17 protein-coding genes are annotated in these 17,628 nt (G+C 28.3%); 13 read left to right on the plus strand and 4 right to left on the minus strand.

All coding sequences use genetic code 11. The features are described from left to right. The first annotated feature begins 220 nt into the window (after positions 1–220). A complete protein-coding gene (locus LL038_RS01050; protein WP_216119638.1) occupies positions 221–727 on the plus strand; it encodes an N-acetylmuramoyl-L-alanine amidase in 507 nt (168 codons plus the stop codon). Between the two features lie 146 nt (positions 728–873). Here the strand turns inward: LL038_RS01050 and LL038_RS01055 are convergent, their stop codons facing one another. Beyond that, on the minus strand, positions 874–3,033 hold the full coding sequence (locus tag LL038_RS01055; RefSeq protein ID WP_216119639.1) for a methyl-accepting chemotaxis protein: 2,160 nt from the start codon (positions 3,031–3,033) through the stop codon (positions 874–876). Between the two features lie 215 nt (positions 3,034–3,248). On the opposite strand from LL038_RS01055, the gene LL038_RS01060 reads away from it, so the two are divergent. Further along, complete coding sequence (locus tag LL038_RS01060) at positions 3,249–3,788, plus strand: ferritin (protein WP_216119640.1); 540 nt, start codon at positions 3,249–3,251, stop codon at positions 3,786–3,788. 253 nt (positions 3,789–4,041) lie between these two features. Here LL038_RS01060 and LL038_RS01065 read toward each other — a convergent pair whose 3' ends face one another. Further along, complete coding sequence (locus LL038_RS01065) at positions 4,042–4,653, minus strand: type 1 glutamine amidotransferase family protein (protein ID WP_216119641.1); 612 nt, start codon at positions 4,651–4,653, stop codon at positions 4,042–4,044. 903 nt (positions 4,654–5,556) lie between these two features. On the opposite strand from LL038_RS01065, the gene LL038_RS01070 reads away from it, so the two are divergent. From LL038_RS01070 to LL038_RS01080, 3 genes are all read left to right on the plus strand, one after another. Then, the gene (locus LL038_RS01070) at positions 5,557–5,904 is read left to right on the plus strand and encodes a hypothetical protein (protein ID WP_216119642.1); all 348 of its coding nucleotides are present in this window, start codon (positions 5,557–5,559) and stop codon (positions 5,902–5,904) included. Between the two features lie 217 nt (positions 5,905–6,121). Then, positions 6,122–6,952: a class I SAM-dependent methyltransferase gene (locus tag LL038_RS01075; protein WP_216119643.1), complete on the plus strand. Its 831-nt coding sequence runs from the start codon at positions 6,122–6,124 to the stop codon at positions 6,950–6,952. 1,112 nt (positions 6,953–8,064) lie between these two features. Beyond that, positions 8,065–8,247 carry a hypothetical protein gene (locus LL038_RS01080; RefSeq protein WP_216119644.1) on the plus strand — a complete coding sequence of 61 codons (183 nt, stop codon included), beginning with the start codon at positions 8,065–8,067 and terminating at the stop codon, positions 8,245–8,247. Between the two features lie 488 nt (positions 8,248–8,735). Here LL038_RS01080 and LL038_RS01085 read toward each other — a convergent pair whose 3' ends face one another. Both LL038_RS01085 and LL038_RS01090 read right to left on the minus strand, forming a co-directional pair. Beyond that, positions 8,736–8,942 carry a hypothetical protein gene (locus LL038_RS01085; protein ID WP_216119645.1) on the minus strand — a complete coding sequence of 69 codons (207 nt, stop codon included), beginning with the start codon at positions 8,940–8,942 and terminating at the stop codon, positions 8,736–8,738. A 271-nt stretch (positions 8,943–9,213) separates the two neighbouring features. After that, on the minus strand, positions 9,214–9,423 hold the full coding sequence (locus LL038_RS01090) for an LLM class flavin-dependent oxidoreductase (protein WP_216119646.1): 210 nt from the start codon (positions 9,421–9,423) through the stop codon (positions 9,214–9,216). A 231-nt stretch (positions 9,424–9,654) separates the two neighbouring features. On the opposite strand from LL038_RS01090, the gene LL038_RS01095 reads away from it, so the two are divergent. The 8 genes from LL038_RS01095 to LL038_RS01130 all read left to right on the plus strand — a co-directional run bounded on the left by LL038_RS01095 (position 9,655) and on the right by LL038_RS01130 (position 17,158). Beyond that, positions 9,655–9,867 carry a hypothetical protein gene (locus LL038_RS01095; RefSeq protein ID WP_216119647.1) on the plus strand — a complete coding sequence of 71 codons (213 nt, stop codon included), beginning with the start codon at positions 9,655–9,657 and terminating at the stop codon, positions 9,865–9,867. A 65-nt stretch (positions 9,868–9,932) separates the two neighbouring features. Next, positions 9,933–10,124: a hypothetical protein gene (locus LL038_RS01100; RefSeq protein ID WP_216119648.1), complete on the plus strand. Its 192-nt coding sequence runs from the start codon at positions 9,933–9,935 to the stop codon at positions 10,122–10,124. A 61-nt stretch (positions 10,125–10,185) separates the two neighbouring features. Beyond that, complete coding sequence (locus LL038_RS01105) at positions 10,186–11,124, plus strand: type II toxin-antitoxin system PemK/MazF family toxin (protein WP_216119649.1); 939 nt, start codon at positions 10,186–10,188, stop codon at positions 11,122–11,124. Positions 11,125–11,152: 28 nt separating this feature from the next. Next, positions 11,153–11,365 carry a hypothetical protein gene (locus LL038_RS01110; RefSeq protein ID WP_216119650.1) on the plus strand — a complete coding sequence of 71 codons (213 nt, stop codon included), beginning with the start codon at positions 11,153–11,155 and terminating at the stop codon, positions 11,363–11,365. Positions 11,366–11,598: 233 nt separating this feature from the next. Next, a complete protein-coding gene (locus LL038_RS01115) occupies positions 11,599–12,537 on the plus strand; it encodes a hypothetical protein (protein ID WP_216119651.1) in 939 nt (312 codons plus the stop codon). Positions 12,538–12,823: 286 nt separating this feature from the next. After that, complete coding sequence (locus LL038_RS01120; protein ID WP_216119652.1) at positions 12,824–13,348, plus strand: hypothetical protein; 525 nt, start codon at positions 12,824–12,826, stop codon at positions 13,346–13,348. Between the two features lie 44 nt (positions 13,349–13,392). Next, positions 13,393–13,860, plus strand: coding sequence for a hypothetical protein (locus tag LL038_RS01125; RefSeq protein ID WP_216119653.1), 468 nt, complete (start codon positions 13,393–13,395; stop codon positions 13,858–13,860). A 400-nt stretch (positions 13,861–14,260) separates the two neighbouring features. Beyond that, positions 14,261–17,158 (plus strand): hypothetical protein, encoded by a 2,898-nt coding sequence (locus LL038_RS01130; RefSeq protein WP_216119654.1) that lies wholly within the window; start codon positions 14,261–14,263, stop codon positions 17,156–17,158. Positions 17,159–17,628 lie beyond the last annotated feature (470 nt).

Consider the following 17,628-nt stretch of genomic DNA (forward strand, 5'->3'; position numbering starts at 1 on the left):
TGTATTTCTTTATATTAATTCTCAAATAATCACATCCTTTAATTATATCAATTAAGTACCTTATTTAATTACATTTATCAAACGCATTATTTAGGGTCCCTATAAATAAAATATGTTGGATAATTATATTTTAGTACACAAAATGGATACCTTGGCATATTGTAGAATATGGTTGAAAAATTACCCTAAGATTAGAGCAAAAAATATGGAGGTGATTGCTTTGAAATACGGTATTGATATTGGGCATAATTGCCCACCCTCAGATATAGGTTATATGGGTATAAAAAAAGAAGATGAGCTAAATAAAGAGGTTGGAGTTAAGGTAATAGCAAAGCTTAAAGAACTTAAGCATGAGGTAGTGTACTGCACTCCAAGTGCTGACTCTAGTTTAAGTAATTCACTTTATAGAAGGGTAAATAAGGCAAATGAAGAAAATGTAGATTTATATGTGTCTATTCATTTCAATGGAGGAAGAGGAGAAGGAACAGAAGTATTCGCGATATCGGAATCAAGTAAAAAAACGGCTAAAAGAGTTGTAGATGAGATAGCTCAGCTGGGATATGTTAATCGGGGAGTAAAAGATGGAAGTTTTTTATATTTATTAAAAAACACAAAAATGCCTGCAATACTTGTGGAAGTGGGATTTTTGAATTCTAAAGATGATATGGAAAGGTTTAATGCAGAAAACATAGCAAATGCTATTGTAAATGGAATAACTACATTTTAGAAAGAAACTCATTTTCATAGCTTAATACAATAAAAGTACTAGGAATAATATTAGTAAACATAAACTATGTAATGAGTAAAACGGACAACTAGAAGGCTGTCCGTTTACATAGAAATATACTTAAATTTTTATAAAATTTATTATTCTTAAAACCTGAATTTATTTATTAATTTTATCAATTCATTAGCCTTATCATTCAATCCCTCAGCCAAAGAATTCATTAAGGTGTTTGACTCCGCTTGAGTTTGAATTGTTGCTGTGACTTCCTCAGTTGCTGCAGTATTCGCTTCAGAAATTGACGCAATACTATTAATAGAATCATTTAAGAGATTTTTACTTTCATCAATCACGTTAATGGAGTTCATACTAACTTCCATAGCACTTGAAATATTTGAAATTGATTCTTTAATTTTACCAAAGGATGTTATTGTACTGCTAACCTGAACTAGTTCTTCTTTAAATAGCTTTTTAGCATTTTCAGATATTTCTAAAGAGGCTCCTATAGATTGATTAACTTGATCTACAATGGTCCCTATTTCTGAAGAAGCACTTTGAGACTTATCTGCTAGTTTTCTTATTTCGTTTGCAACTACTGAAAATCCCTTGCCGGCATCTCCCGCTCTTGCCGCTTCTATAGAAGCATTTAAGGCAAGTAAATTTGTTTGCTTAGTGATGTCGTTAATCTTGTTTAATATTGTAAGTATGCTCTTAGTATTATCATTTAAAGTTTCAACTGTACTCGCAACTTTTGTCATAGCATTTGAATTATTTTCAGAAGTTTTACTTAAGTTGTTGATAATATTTGTGCCTTCATTAATAATGTCAATAGATGCTTTAGTAGCATTAGTTACATTTCCAAGAGAAAAAATTGAACTAGTTATTTCATTATTAAAATCATCAGATATTTTAGAGCACCCAATAGTTTCTTCTGTTTGTTTTGAAGAACCACTAGTAATTTCTTCAACGGCTATAACAACTTCTTTGGAACTATCAGAAATAGTGTTAGATAAATTTAAAATTTTAGCAGCTGAGTCTGTGGTTTCTTTAGTAAGTCCCGCTGTTAAGGAAAGCATTTCTTTTAATTTCTTTATCATATTATTAAAATTAAGACTTAGTTCGTTTATTTCATGTATAGCATACTTATTTGTTTTAACCGTAAAGTCTCCATTTGAAACCTTTTCAGCAACCTTAATGATATCATATATAGGCTCGGTTATTTTGCGAGTAGTGAAAACTGAAAGGATGGCTGTGAAAATCAGGCAAAGAATTATTATCGGTATTGATAAAGCGCCCACACTATTTGCAGTAGAGGCTAACTCTGCTTTTGGCACGACTGCTATTATTTTCCATCCTCTAGTATCATAAGAACTTTCAACGCCATACATGTTTTTTCCTGCTTGTTTATATTCAAAGGAACCTTCTTTTAGGCTTTTAATTTTAGACCAGATTGTGGAATCTACTTTCTTTCCTAAAAAAGTTGGATCCTTGTGTGCTATAATTTGTCCTTTTTGATCTACTATAAACATATAACCATTTTTACCTATCTTTGCATCTTTTATAGAAGAAGAAAAAACTTGAGGGTCTACATTTATTTTTAAAATAGGAGCTGATTCTGAACTAGATGTAGATATTAATCGTCTCATAAGACTAATATTTTTATTATCTGGGCTAGTATTAAAAGTGTCAACTTGAACATTAGTCCACTGTGACTTACCATCTGATTTAATTATATTAGTATAGTCTTCTGAAGTTTTAAAAGCAGAATATTTAACGGCATTGGTATCGCTATTACTTACATCTACATTTCCACCAGAAGATACAGATAAACCGTTATCTCTTAATATGTACATACTTTTAATGAATTTAGAGTTACTGGTTAAATTATTCAAACTATCTTGGACCTTTTGTACAAGTTGCCATTTAGTATATTGATCTCCAGTAATAGTATTAAAACTATTACTTATATCTTTATTAGATAAAACTTGCATGGATAACTCTTCTAGGGATGCATCTACTACATCAATATAGTTTTTATTTTGATTTAGGATTTGCATAGTGGAATTCTCAAAATCTGTTGATACCTTTTGTTTAGTAACTTGATAGGTAAGTAAAGCTGATATTGATAATGTTATTAGAGATAATATGGTAAACGTTAACACTAGACGCTTAAATAAGCCGCCTTTTATTTTAAAAGTCTTAATAAGTTCATTGTTTATAAGTCCATTCTTATTGATATTTTTGAATCGATTTTTTGTATGGTTTTCAGATTTTATTGATTTTGGTTTCTTTAAAAATTTTCTTTTCATAGTCATTCTCCCCTTGTTTGCTATAATTATAGTAATTTGATGTATAAATTGTTAAATAATTAAATAAAACTTATTTAATTATATAGTTCGACAATAAATATGTAACTCCTTTTTTATAAAAAATAATTTGTATGAATTTATAAAAAAAAACAAATAATGTTTAAAGTTCTTATTATAATTATTTTGAATATATTTAATTGAAAGAAGGCGATTAAATGTATTTAACCAAAGCAACATTAAATTTGTTAAATGAGCAAATATCACATGAATTTAATAATCACACTATTTATAGAAATATACAAGCGTATTTTTCTAACTTGGATTTGGATGGATGGGCATCATTTTTCGGTGTGCAAGCGCAAGGGGAGTATGATCATTATACACATGTTATAAGCTATTTAGACGATAAGGATGCTCCTTATGAGATAAATGTATTACCTTATACAAATTATCAATTTAAAGACATCAAAGAAGTGCTTGAAAAATATTATGCTACGGAATTAATAACTACTAAGATGATTTATGCCATTGCAGAGCAGGCCAGGGTAGACAATGATCAGGGCACAATAGGTTGGTTATATACTATGCCAGTATCTGAAGGTGGCCTATCATTGATACAAGAACAGATTGAAGAGGAAGATTCAGCATTAAGCTTGCAATCCGAGTTTATGCAAGGTTTTGGTAAGAGCGATCAATTGAATCAACAGTGGATACGAATAGTAAATGAAAATTTAATTCATAGACTTTCAAAGTAATAAAATGAAATTTGGTAGTAGTGCTATTTATGAGACAACATTTTTAGAAAAATTTTAAATATAAAAAAGATACAAAGATTAGGAAATCTAATTTATCTGTATCTTTTTTAAGGTTAGGTAGGTATATAAGACCTAATAGAAAATAGATACTTGACGTATGACATAGAAACACCGTAAATTCAGTTATGAATAATACGATGTTTTAATGGATTATTAGATTTTAGTAGTTGTGGCTCTTAATATACATAGGATTCTAGAAATCTGTAGGATGCATTTTTTTAAACTCGATGTTACCTAGTTTATTAAAATCATACCACCGCTGTATCATTTCCTCAGAATCTAGATGGAGTTTACTGAAAATGAGTCTAGCAAATTCAAGAGGTGCTGATCCATTTGCAGTTATAATGTTACCATCCATCACAGCAGGTTCATTTACATAACCTTGTGCATTGGTATATTCCTTGGCAGCATATTTTTCTAAGTCCTCTAAATCGTTTGAAGTATGCTTAACATCATTAAGAAACCCATGCTTCGCCAGAAAAACCGAACCATCACAAATTCCTGCAACAGGCTTGTCATTTTGTAATGTTGCTTTGACCAAAGGTACAACTTTCGTGGACTCAGATGCCCGCCAGCCTGTACCACCAATAAGTATCAGCGCTTCATAATCGTCAGGTACTGTCTCTAGAGAATAATCAGGTAATACCCTTATTCCTCCTATTGAGTACACTGGCTCTTTGGATATGCTGATGGTTTTAATACAGTAAGGATTGCTATCATCATCACAATTCAATTCTGCAGCTACATAACCGGCTTCCCAATCGGCATAATTGCTTAATAGAAATAGTAATACTGTCTTTTTCATATCATTTCATCCTCCTCGTATAAATTATAATTATTTAACAATGTTTTATAAAATTAATTTAAGTCTATATAAATTATAGCATATTTTAACAAATATATATTTCTATAATTGTAATAAAAAAGTTAAAAATCAAAGGTATTCCTGTTACGAATTAAAAAAAACTTTGAGAAAATAGATGATATTTCAGCTAGAGGGATTGGTTTATTGAAGAGGAGTATCTTGCTATTGAATATTATATTGATTTAGGCCACCAGCTATTATTTAAAAAGAGATAACTGATTTTGAGGCAATATTTTTAGAGGAGTTTTAGAAGAAAATAAAAAAAAGCTTTAGTAAATCCACTACGATTTACTAAAGCTCTTGCTATAACTGGTGCCGGAGGCGGGAATAGAACACGCACGGTATTGCTACCACTGGATTTTGAGTCCAATTTTCTATTGATTAATACTAATTATGTGAAATTATTAAAGATTGTTGTATACCTTGAAATGACTGGGTTATGAGGTGTTTTGCTAAACTGATTTGATGGAAGCATTGATACTCTTACAACACATTATTTTAAAAATTTTTAGAAGATTTTTAGAAGAAATATGATGTCTCAATGTACTGAAAATTATAAGGTTAGAAGCTATTAGCAATTTGTATTTTTAGAATAATTTAAATATAAAAAAGGATATAAAGATTAAAGATACATAATTTGTTTGTATCTTTTTTTATGTTTAAAGTAATAGTAATGGTAATAGATATAAAGCATAGATTATAGTAATTTATGTTATAATATAAAGAAAAAGTAAATTAAAGGGGGTTTCATTGAAAAATAATCACATAGAATAAAAGATAGCTAATATAAGTGGAAAAGCAATGAACAAAAAAATTACTATAAAATTCAAGGAGATGAGATAAATGGGTATATCATTTGATATAGTTGAAGAAGCCATAGAAATATTGGAAAACGGTGGAGTTTTATTTGAAGATTCTACGAAGGTTGGTTCAAAGTTGCTTATAAAACCTGAAAGAGCTGAAATAAAAGAATTAATAGAAAATAATTTTACTTATGATATTATCTGTTCTTGTTTAAATATTCCGGTGAGTGGTGATGAAGAGAAGAGAGAAACTAAATACTTTCTTTACGTACCTGATATTTTATTTAAAATGTATCCTAATAACGATGAGACTGTTAAAATAGTTAGATTTCCTGCAAGTGTCCATTATGGTGTTCCAATTGATAGTGTAAATTTTGATTTTATTTAAATATGGTTCTAAGTAAGACTTGAAAGTCACTATTAGTTTAACTTTTGAATTTAAGAAGGTTCAATAGTTAAATGATTATAAATTGAGTAATGTTTGTCAAGAATGGTATAAGCTATTAAAGAGATCTCAATATCTATTTCGCCTTTTCAGTAGGAAATAGAAACCTTGATAGATTTATTATATAGATATTCTAAATCATACAAAGAGGAAGTTTAAAATGAATAATGCTATCAAACATATACAACAGGAACGTAAAAAATATGCTAAAGATTGGTGTGTAGATGCAAAAAAATTTTCAGAAGATAAAGATTATGAATGGATGGAGAACGTAATTAAAAGTTATAAAACGGTTATAGAAGTTGGGTGTGGAGATGGTAGTAGTACTTTAGAATTATGTAATGCGGGGCATAATGTAATATCTATAGATGAGAATATTGAGTGTTTAAAATTAACAAAAAACAAATTAGAACAAGCGGGTTATATCGTTTCACTAATAAAAAGAGAGTCCTTGTTAATTTTGAATGAAAAAAGATATAAAGTTAATTATTCAAAAATTGATGATAAGCTTTATGGAAATTCTATTTTACTTATTGAAGGTGATATAATTGAGGATAGCAAATTATTACAATGGTTAAAGAATAATAGACCATATGATGCAATTGTATGTTGGCTTATAGGTACACATGGTTATCGAATATATAATGATATTATATCAGATAGAAAAATTAAAACACCAGGTGATTATAGACTTATTGTGCAAAATAGAATATACGAAATAGCGGATGAATTACTTAGAGTTAATGGTGTATTGCAGATTGTTGATAGAGGAGAAACTCCAGACAAGGCTAGCATAAAAGAAGATTTTATTGAAGGACATAAAGAGCAAGCAAGTGTTACCTCACTAATAGTTAATTCTTTAGCATATAGAAATTATGATAATAACATAGATAATGGGACTAAAATGAATATTACAATTGGGAATAAAATGGAAGTGCCGAATAAATTGCCTAATGGTTCACTTATATCTGTTATTTCAGTTAAACCGTAACAATGCTGAGAATAAAAATACTGCACTAGGTTATAGCCTACGCAGTATTTTCTGCATTCAAACAATTCTAAATAAAGGATATTTAAATTATAAACAATTTTAAAAATCTTATTCAGTTCATTTAGCAATAAAAAATATAATTATCTATAAAGGGTATTTAGTATATAGTTTGCTAATTAGAACTTAACTAAATTTAACTAATCCTAATTAAGCATAATTAAATTTAATTATGAAATCTTAATATAGAAAAGGTAATCGCAATACTTGTAAATGGATATATTGTTTAAAATAGAATTACAAAAACAAAATGCTGCACTAAGAGGATATCTTGTGCAGCATTTCTAATATATTTCCGTATCAAGGATTGGTACATTTAAATTATAGACAATTTTTTAATTTTTATTCACTTCATTAACAACATAAAATATATTTATGTTTTCTTTATGTTTAAGCCATCTAAATTTATACTACAGTAATTCACATACATTAGGTTAAGATGGCTATAATGATTCCATATGGCTTGTTAAATAGTACTATAGTAGGGTTTCAGAAATGTATATAAAGCATAACTCAAACTTGAATTGTGGTGGGGTGCAGAGTTGTACCCCAAATTATGACACGCATCACAATTTTGAAATGCGACAACGTATTCGTATTTGCTAAATATTCAATGTGCCAACGTTGGCAGGTTTGCTAAATATTCAAATTCCAATACGTATGGGAATATTCAAATATTTCAACGCTGAAACATTTCAAATTACGCAACGTTCCACCAATGTGGCACAAGTTTGCCATTAAGATATATAACCCAAATAAAGCCCTAGAATGAACTTTAGACAGAGGGTATGTAATTACTCTCATATCAGCTTAAAGTCTCTCCTACAACCTCTCATATTAGCAAAAATATATCATAATAACATAGTCAGCCTATGGTTGAAATTCTCATAATTACCATAAAATAAACATTGACAATAGAATCATATTGGGCATAGTCATACAGATTAGTACTAACACTAACTACATTAAAAATTACTTAAATTAATGGCAGGAGGTTAGTGTGATGGAGTTTGTTTTAAAAAATACGGATATTAATGAAAGGTTGGAATCACGAGATGAAGAATGACGCTCATTATCCATTAGGTTCCCCAGAATTAAATAGGCTTGTTGAATATAATTTGGTTATTACATGGATGGAAGATTTTAAAAAGAGAGGTTTGATTAGTTCAGATGAATGTTCAAGAGCAATTAAAGAAACGAACAGAAGATACAAAGATGTTATTGACAAATCAAAATAAATATATTAATATGGATGTAGAAAATTATTTTATGATGCATGTAAAACAATTAAATAAAGGTGGTTAAACTATGTTGAAGTTTATCTTAGAGTTATCCGGATTTGGGTTTAAATTAACTTTTAAATTTTCTAAATCCAATTAGCATCCTCGTATTTTGGGGATGCAAGTCCTCTAAGATAAACAACAATAATATAAAATTTGTTTAATCACTACGGATTAAGAGACAGAATGTAAATATTCTGTCTCTTTTCATTTTTATATAGCTAAATAACGTGTTTACTCGCTTTTAAATGTAGCTTATTCTAATAAATTAGATATTATCTAATTTATTTTCCGTGCTAATTTCTATCCTTCAATATTTCATTTTGTTTCATTCAAAGTAAGATTAGACTATTTCCTATCTTTATAGGTGATATAACATTATTATTTAGTAAGTAACTAAAATAATACAAGATGAATTCTGATTATTAGTTAAAAATTGTAAATAATTAATAGATTCCATGTTCAAGTAAAACTTGTCTTTTTATAACTTCATAAATATCTTTATTTAATTGCTCCTGAGTCTTTGTTCCAAAGTAGAATGTTACATTGATATTATTCTTTCCAATTCGATAGCATCTTGTTATTGGCTCGTTATCTGGTATTTTTAATCCTTCATCAATAAAATTTTGTACTTCTTGTAATCTTTTGTTCATATTATTTTATTCCCCTCAATAATTCTTATTTTATTTATATGTTAAGAAAATAATATTTATATATTTACTTAATTAGTACTATACATTATGACCAACAGTTGTTCAAGGAAGGGATATTACCATTAAATCCATAAAGTGAGACAATAGTTGCAATTGACTAATTAGATATAATAAATCAGTTATAAGCCATTATAATTATAAGACATACAATTACATACATTCTATAGAATAATGGCTTGTAGACTATCTCAGACAAGAAAAAAGATTTCCTCTATCTTTTTTTAGTCCATTCAATCTTGTAATCTAAAACCTCTGCTATTTCTTCAGCTTCTTCATACCTTAATGTTCCTTTGTTTATTTTTTTACTTAGATTTTGAATAGTATCATTGCGACTATATTTATAATTTAATCTTTTTATTATTTCTGTTAAAGTAACGTCGGATTTTGCTAACATAATTTTTACAGTTTCTTTGATAGGCACTCGTATCACCTTCTTTATATTCATTTATATCATAGTAATATTATACTATAGAGTGTATGAATAATCAAATTTGGAGAATAATCATCTTTAAAGTTGAAAATAAGTGTTGACACTTTAGTCTTGTTGGTATATATTTAAACCACAGAGTTGAAACAAACGAAATAAACGCAACACACCAAGTGAAACAAAGAAAATCACATCTAAATTAAATTATAAAAGGATGATGAATGTATGGAGAAAGAAGAACAGAAAAAAATTGTAGAAAATGTATGCAGTATATTAAAAACATCAATACTTAAGAATTTAGAATATTTTCCTGAGAGTTGGGACGATATGGAAATTAGACAATTAATATTTAATCATGCTAAATTATTAAATCCTATAAAAATGACAAGAACTAGAATGTGGAAATTTTTAGACTATGTAGCATTGCATAAGATGTAATTTGATAAATAGGTAGGGGCTCATAAAATGGGCTTCACCTCAAAAAGATAGGGGGAATATAAAAAATGAAAAAACAACTATTACCTAAAGCTCCAAGTATTAAGGATTTTACAGGGATGAATATTGCAAGTTCAATAATGTTCCATAAAGAGGCTTTGAAGCGAGAAACAGATTTAGAAAAAAAAGATTTCCATCAAAAGAAGCTAAATCTGTTAAGGGTAGAATTAGAAAATTATATAGCTAATAAATTAGTATAACTATTACAATAGGCGTTGCCTGTTAACCAAAGTTTAAATTAATTATCAAAGGGGATTAAGAATGATAGCAAATGTATGCAGAAATGAAATATTTATGGTGGAGTTTAAAAAGTCTTATAAATATTGTATTGAAGGACTCCATCCCTGCATAGTAGTATCCTCTTTTAAACATTTGCTAAAGAACGAACTAATTCAAGTATTACCAATAACATCAAATTGCACAAAAATTTGTAAAAGTCACTGTCCAATAGAAGGATTTGGACTTGATAAAGATTCAAAAATTCAATGTGAACAAATGCTCACGATTAATAAACTTGATCTTAAACAAAGAATTGGTAAGGTAGGAAATATTAAAATGCTAGAAATAAATACCGTTCTTAAAGCACACCTGCAATTAGATAATAAATTTAAGAATCTACAATCAGAAGATTTAGAAGAATTATTTTTAGACGGAGAAAGAAAATTAGAATCAAAAAGAGAACTAAATATTTTAAAATGCAAGATTAAATTAACATATTATGAGTTGAAATTTGAAGAATGTATTAAATTATCTGACGAACTTATTGGCAAAACTAAAATAAATGAATTTTTATGGTTTGCTAATTATTCTAAAAGTATTTCTTATATGAAAATTAATGAAATCGGAAATGCTTTAATTAGTGCAAAATTAAGTCTTAAATTCATTGACGAAGTAGATGTATATTCACAATGTTATACATCAAGTATGTTTTGTCTAGCTAGGTGTTATGCCGATATAGATAAGAAGAAAGCATGCGCTATTTATAAAACTTTATCAGGAATATATAGAGAATTAACAAATGATAGATTCAGATTAAGTATACTATTTAATTTAGCAAAACTTCAAAATAATTTTAATGCTATGAAAAGATTAATCACAATTGTAGAAAATACAGAAGATACAATTTGGTATCGAAATGAAGAAAAAGAAGAATTTTTACAAAACATGAAATTTGAATTATCTACCTTAACAGGTATTTAAAATATATAACAAAAGGAAGTAGATTTTTATGAAAAACACTCAAAAATTATTAACATCATTATTATTAACAGCAACATTAGTAGGAGGTTTTGTTACAACTGTAGCAAGTGCACAGACCATAACACCAATACCTACAACAGTTATAACACCACAAGTTATTGATCCCCCAATGGTGGTACATCCTGAAATGGATCCACCTATGGTAGTGGTACAACCTAATGTAATTGATCCACCGATGTAAAATTAGTATAAAAGTGGTCAATGCTCAAGGAACAAAAGATATAATTAATAGATCACCTCCGGTGGCTGACAAATGATATCATCACCAGGGGCGATTATTCAAACTGCTCAGCGATGGGCAAAATTGGACTCATCGAGGCAAACTAAATTAAATTATTTGTTATTTAACTATTGACAATAGAAAGATATTGAATTAAAATGTAAATAACAAATAATTTTAGGAGGTAGACAAAAATGTTAGTAGAAAAATATATGGAAGAATTTAAAAAGGTTTATAATAATGATATAAATTTTGGACAAATTTTTAGAGATATAATTGAGGTTGAGAAAGAAACTAAGAAAGAATTACTAAAATGGGGAGATGAAGAAGTATCAATTTATTTGAAAAAAGCTGATGCAATTTCTCCAAAAACTTTAGGCAAACGCATGAGTATACTAAGAAAGATTGCTGACTTTATTTGTACAAAAGAGAAAATTACTAAAAGAAAGTATTTAATTGAAGAAGGAATGTATATGCAATTTGTTGAGAAAGGACGATTAGACTCTGTGACACTTACTTATGATCAATATATGGATATTAAGAATCAGTTAGATATGACAGAGGATGGAGAAAAGGTTAATCTTAGAGAAAAAGTTATTTTTGAATTAGCATGGCAGGGACTCACGAATGAGGAAATTAAATTTATCAAATCAGAGAATATAAAATTTGAAACAGTCGAAGATGATTGGGAAATTATATTATTAGAATTTGAAGATAAGACGATTAGAATTGAAGATCAAGAAGTTATTCAAGATATTAAATTATGTATAAAAGAAACTTATAATGTTAGAACAGCTAAGGATGGTAGAATTAAAAAAACTTTTTATAAGGATAGTGAATATTTAATTAAACCAATAAATGTCGGACGATTTAGCACAAAAACGTATATGAATAATCCACATTTAGCATTACAAAGAGTGTTACAAAATGGAGATTTTGTTTGTCCTGGGATTGATGTAGAAAATTTAACTCTTTCTGATATTAGAAGAAGTAAATTAATTTATTTATTAGCACCAGAAAATGAAGAATTTTTTAACATTGAAACTGTCGCTAGATTATATAATTTAAGAAGTCCAGCTGGCTTGAGTTGGTTTAAAAAAGTTGCAATAGAGAAATATGGTGCAGCTAAATAATATTAAAGATAAAAGTCAGGTAAAATGAATTACTTGACTTGATATTTTGATATTGACAATAGAAAGATATTGAAGTGTATTATAAATAACAAATAAATTATAATGCGAGGGGAGGGCAAGTTATAGTAAACAATATAGGCATACTACACAGTGTTTAAAAGGTCTATGAGGGCAATTTCAACTTATACATGTAATCTTACAACGTGAAAGTTATCGTTGATTATACAAGGTAAGAGATAGTATTATCCATCTGACAAAGGGCAGAGGATATGAGGAGATAAATATTATGAATAAGATAATTATTAAGGATTTAGAGAAAACATTAAAAGAGGAATATTCACAAACAACAATAGGTGATGCTGCAGTCACAAAGATGTTAGGTATATTTGATCGAGATGATATGCCATTAGAAAATATTCTCATATGTTTATATGATATGAGTAAGATTAATCAAACTAAGATTAAAAAATTGGAAACTAATTTAGATACATTAGCATTAAGAGTTTATAATACAACTGATGATTTTACAAAGGAAGAAGAGGAACAAATTGAATTTGCATTAAGTATGTTAGAGATAGATCAATTAGGGGATATAGATAAATATAAAGATTATTTACGAGATAGTTTATATGAAGATTACACTATGAAAATAGTCTCAGAGGAAACAGATTATGATAAGATTGACGAACTTACAAATGAACTTATGAATAAGATTAAATATCCTACACAGAAGATGGCACAGACATTCATAAGATTGGTTGCAGTAGAAATAATTAATCAAGGGTGTACGAAAACAATAAAACAACAATAAAATCATATTGCACAAAAGGGTCTATATGAGGTGAGATATTTAGTATGGAGAACATTAAAAAGAGAAATGTGAATGTAACAGAGGGTAGTTTGAAAGAAAGATTTATGATTGAAAAGGGTGGGTTTATTCCAATGACTAGAAGATATGCTTTAGTCCTTGGATTAAATGCTACTGGGTTATTGATAGACTTATGTGATAAATATGAGTACTACAAAGCTACTGGTGAATTAAATAAATATGATGAGTTTTTTCTAACAGTTCCAAGTGTTGAAATTGCTACTGGATTAACTAAGGCTCAACAAGTTACTGCTATAAAAATTCTTATTAAATATAAATTAGTCGAAGGTACTAATCAAAGGGGATTACCGAAGAGAAGATATTTTAAGATGGCTGAAGACATTAATAAACAGTTAGATAAAATTCTAGTTTATGCTGATGATAAAGAGAAGGAAATATTAGCTAGAAATAGAGTAAAACCACCTACAAAGCCCACAGTTGGTCAGTCGGCTTAATTCAATCCACTATAGGCTTAAAACAATCCACTTTAGGCTTGATTCAATCCACTTGCCGACTGTATCAAGCCACTATCAATAACTAAGTATAAATAACTATGATTAATAACTATATATTAACAACTAAAATTAATAACTAATTTGGGATTTACACTAGCGTTTCAATCCCAAGCAAACATTTTGATTATTCTTAGAAAGTTTAAAAGCATCTTGGGAAGGTAAAATATGAGTAGTAAATGTAATCTATAGATAAGAGATATAAAAATACCTCTATAGATTGTGAACGTAGAGAGCAAGCTCATGTTTAACTAACATTAGGCTAAAACATTTTATTGTCGTTAAAAGATCCGACAATAAGTAAATACAATAACAATAGAAAGATATTGAAGGAGGGTATAACATGGAAAAAACTAATATATATATTAAAAGTGTAGAGGGTTCAGAAATATATGAACATGTATATAGAGATAAAACATTTAGAGGTAAATATGTGGGAATGTTACCTTTTTCATTGAAGGAAATTAAATTAAAAAAAATAGGAATGGACACTTTTGAGAGTAAAAGATTTAATAAAACTATGTCCAATGATATTATAAATGTAAAATTCAAACAGAAAGTAAAAAGTAGTGGAGAAATAATAAAAATATTAAAGGAAAAATTAATAAAAGATATAGATAATGTAAGACTCTTAGAAAATGTTGAGAAATTGCAAATTGAATTAGATTGGACAAAAACAAGAGATATTAAGAATAAGAAAACTGGAGAAATAATTGTAAAAAGCATAAGGACTGTATTAAAAGAAGAAGGATTTGAAAAAAACGCTATAAATAATATTCTACTATTAAAACGAATTGAAGAATTAAAAACAAAAGTTGATTGGTCAGAAGTTAAAATTGATGATACAGAAGATAAAAAAGGATTAAGAAAAAAGTTATATGATGATGGATTTACAATTAAAAAAGTAGTTGATAAAAAGGATAAAGAAGGTAAATTAATTTATGATGAAATTACTGGAGAAATACAAACGGAAATATTAGAAATTGACTATGTAGTTTTTGCTAGGAGCAGTTCAAAAAGTCGCGTAGGTCAGGTATTATTTATTAAAAAAGAATTACATGATACAATGATTAAACATATGCACCTAGGATTAGATTTTGAAGGGTGCGAAGACGTAGACTTTCCTGCACTGTTAAGTTATGAGTCCCTTATAGGAAGTGCCTTGGAGGATACTGTAGAGATACCTGTAAATAAAATATTAATTGTATCAGATGTAAAGTCTATATTCAAGATTGATTGCAATGTAGTAGCTAAAAATAAATCTGGATTACTAGAAAGTAATTTAGTAGAAGATTATAATATGGAGTCAGATATTTTTGATGGTGAAGGACTTTTAGAAAGTTCTTACTTTTCAGGAGATAGAGAAAAAAAAGGATTTATTTTGGCTAGACAACATATGTTTAAGTCAGCCTTGTATAACTGTAATGTACAATCATTCTTAATAGATCATTGTCCTAAAGGTCAAGACTATGATACATGGGAAATAAAAAATACATTTAATGAATCTATTCTAGCCAAAGACGTGCATTGCATAATTACTCCGGCTTCACTAAAGGCTCTAAAATTTAGTAATAAAGTTGGAACTAAATTAAAGATGTGGAAACATTGGAAGAAAATAATTAAGGGTGAAAAATCCCTCTTTGGTATCTGCAAAAGCGAAAAAAAGTCAATGAGGGGATATGATGACTCAGGCAATATATTAAATCAAACCAGTTATCAAATGCTCAATTCGATGCCTTATACATTTTTAGAAATGCAACAATTAAGTAAATTTGAAGTTGAATATATAGAGAAACTGAAAAATAACAATGATGTTTATGTAGAATTTTTAGCAAAAGAAGCGAATGAAATGAATTGTAATAAAATGCTAGTAGATTTATATAAAAATCAACCTGAAATAGTCGGCATAAAGCTATTTAAGGACAAGAGAAGGAAGGACATACACAATTATGTAACTCATATTAAGAAAGGTAAGATACGGTTAAATGGTGACTATGCTACTATTCTACAGAATGGTAAGGAATTATTATATCATGCAATTGGACTATTACCAGTAAAGGATGGAATATTAGACTTAAAAGCATGGAAAAGTGAAATGATCTTAAAGGGAAATGAAGCATATACAACACTCCATCCTTTTAATTTTGAATATGTATGCTTCAGAAATCCACACACAAGTCCTTCGAATTGCCTAATAATTTATAATCGGGATGATGTATTTATATCAGATTATTTTAATCTTTCTGATAATATAATTTATACAAATGCGATTGGCTTTCCTATAAATAGAATATTAAGTGGCCAAGACGTAGACAGCGATAATATGATTATTTTTAATGGTGAAAAAATGTTAGAGGTTGCACGAAAGTGTTATATCAAGTCAGAAACATCAAATTATAAGGTTTGTGAGAATGGAGTAGGTAAGACTCCTAATATATATAAAGTGTGTAACTCAGATATGGCAAAGATAGATAATATTTTAGCACAGTCACAAAAATATATAGGTACTGTGGTAAATTTAGGTCAATTATTTATGAGTACATACTGGGACTGCATTAACAAAGGTGAAAAAGACATAAATAAGATTGAAACTTTGTTAAAAGGTGTTGATATTTGTACAATATTATCTGAAATTTCCATAGATATGGCAAAAAGAATTTATGATGTTGATATTAAGAAGCAAATAATTAATCTTAAAAAATGTGAATATCTAAATTCAATTAAAACAAAGGTCAAAAAGGATAAAGAAATATTAAAAAAGACTGTACCCTTGTTTTTTAAATACGTTTCTAAAAGTGAAAAAATTGAAGCTAAAACAATTAAGTATGAAACCTCCATGGATTATCTTTACGAGATATTAGAAGAAATTGGAGATGCTGAGGATATAACTACTATTGAAATAGAAACGTTATTAGCTGATATTGATAGTAAAAAAGTAAAAAATAGACAAGTTGAGGGAGTTACAAAGGCTATAAATAATATGAGTAAAGCAATAAAGTATATAGATGCCACAATGAAGGGTAATGAGGAACACGAGAAAAAAGAAAGATATAACGCATTAGATCAGGCAAGAAACGAACACCTTCAAATTGTAAAGAGATATAAAATCAAAGCAGAAACAGTAAATATTATAATTGGTAAGGTATTTAGAGATAAAATTGAATGTAAATACAAATTAGATTTACTTAATACTTTGTATACAATAAACCCAATAGAATTTGTAAATGCATTTAAATTATAAAAAATAGGATATTTACGGTGTACTGGAGTACTTTAATGTTCTCTAAATGGCTTAGGTATGCCGTTCCTATTGTTCCTATATAGAAGATGATACGGTGGGAAGTGCACAAATTTTGTCCCGGACAAACGACTATATGTTTAGTAGTTATATCATCTTCAATTTTTTATAACAATAGAAAGATATTGAATAAGTTGAATCTTTATAAATGTACTACTTATATTAAGTATATTCAATAAGGACTTAATTGTTCTTTAAATTTTTCATGATATTGGTAAATCTTTCAAATTCTAAAGGATCTCGTAAAATCCCCTCCTCCAAAACAAAGTGTATGAATTTGATAAGCAAAATCCTAGGGATGTAAGGCTATTGATTAAGTTAGCCTGGGATAAAACTACATAAGATTTTCCTTGTTAGTTAATCTTTGTTTTATCCTTGCTCATTTTTTTATTAACAACAACAAGATATTGAAG

The organism is Clostridium estertheticum (assembly GCF_026650985.1).
Taxonomy (GTDB): Bacteria; Bacillota; Clostridia; order Clostridiales; family Clostridiaceae; genus Clostridium_AD; species Clostridium_AD estertheticum_C.

What these genes read in the sequence shown, in the direction of transcription:
- LL038_RS01055 (WP_216119639.1), bottom strand. Translation starts at nt 3,033, where the DNA reads ATGAAAAGAAAATTTTTAAAGAAACCAAAATCAATAAAATCTGAAAAC.
- LL038_RS01060 (WP_216119640.1), top strand. Translation starts at nt 3,249, where the DNA reads ATGTATTTAACCAAAGCAACATTAAATTTGTTAAATGAGCAAATATCA.
- LL038_RS01065 (WP_216119641.1), bottom strand. Translation starts at nt 4,653, where the DNA reads ATGAAAAAGACAGTATTACTATTTCTATTAAGCAATTATGCCGATTGG.
- LL038_RS01070 (WP_216119642.1), top strand. Translation starts at nt 5,557, where the DNA reads ATGGGTATATCATTTGATATAGTTGAAGAAGCCATAGAAATATTGGAA.
- LL038_RS01075 (WP_216119643.1), top strand. Translation starts at nt 6,122, where the DNA reads ATGAATAATGCTATCAAACATATACAACAGGAACGTAAAAAATATGCT.
- LL038_RS01080 (WP_216119644.1), top strand. Translation starts at nt 8,065, where the DNA reads ATGAAGAATGACGCTCATTATCCATTAGGTTCCCCAGAATTAAATAGG.
- LL038_RS01085 (WP_216119645.1), bottom strand. Translation starts at nt 8,942, where the DNA reads ATGAACAAAAGATTACAAGAAGTACAAAATTTTATTGATGAAGGATTA.
- LL038_RS01095 (WP_216119647.1), top strand. Translation starts at nt 9,655, where the DNA reads ATGGAGAAAGAAGAACAGAAAAAAATTGTAGAAAATGTATGCAGTATA.
- LL038_RS01100 (WP_216119648.1), top strand. Translation starts at nt 9,933, where the DNA reads ATGAAAAAACAACTATTACCTAAAGCTCCAAGTATTAAGGATTTTACA.
- LL038_RS01105 (WP_216119649.1), top strand. Translation starts at nt 10,186, where the DNA reads ATGATAGCAAATGTATGCAGAAATGAAATATTTATGGTGGAGTTTAAA.
- LL038_RS01110 (WP_216119650.1), top strand. Translation starts at nt 11,153, where the DNA reads ATGAAAAACACTCAAAAATTATTAACATCATTATTATTAACAGCAACA.
- LL038_RS01115 (WP_216119651.1), top strand. Translation starts at nt 11,599, where the DNA reads ATGTTAGTAGAAAAATATATGGAAGAATTTAAAAAGGTTTATAATAAT.
- LL038_RS01120 (WP_216119652.1), top strand. Translation starts at nt 12,824, where the DNA reads ATGAATAAGATAATTATTAAGGATTTAGAGAAAACATTAAAAGAGGAA.
- LL038_RS01125 (WP_216119653.1), top strand. Translation starts at nt 13,393, where the DNA reads ATGGAGAACATTAAAAAGAGAAATGTGAATGTAACAGAGGGTAGTTTG.
- LL038_RS01130 (WP_216119654.1), top strand. Translation starts at nt 14,261, where the DNA reads ATGGAAAAAACTAATATATATATTAAAAGTGTAGAGGGTTCAGAAATA.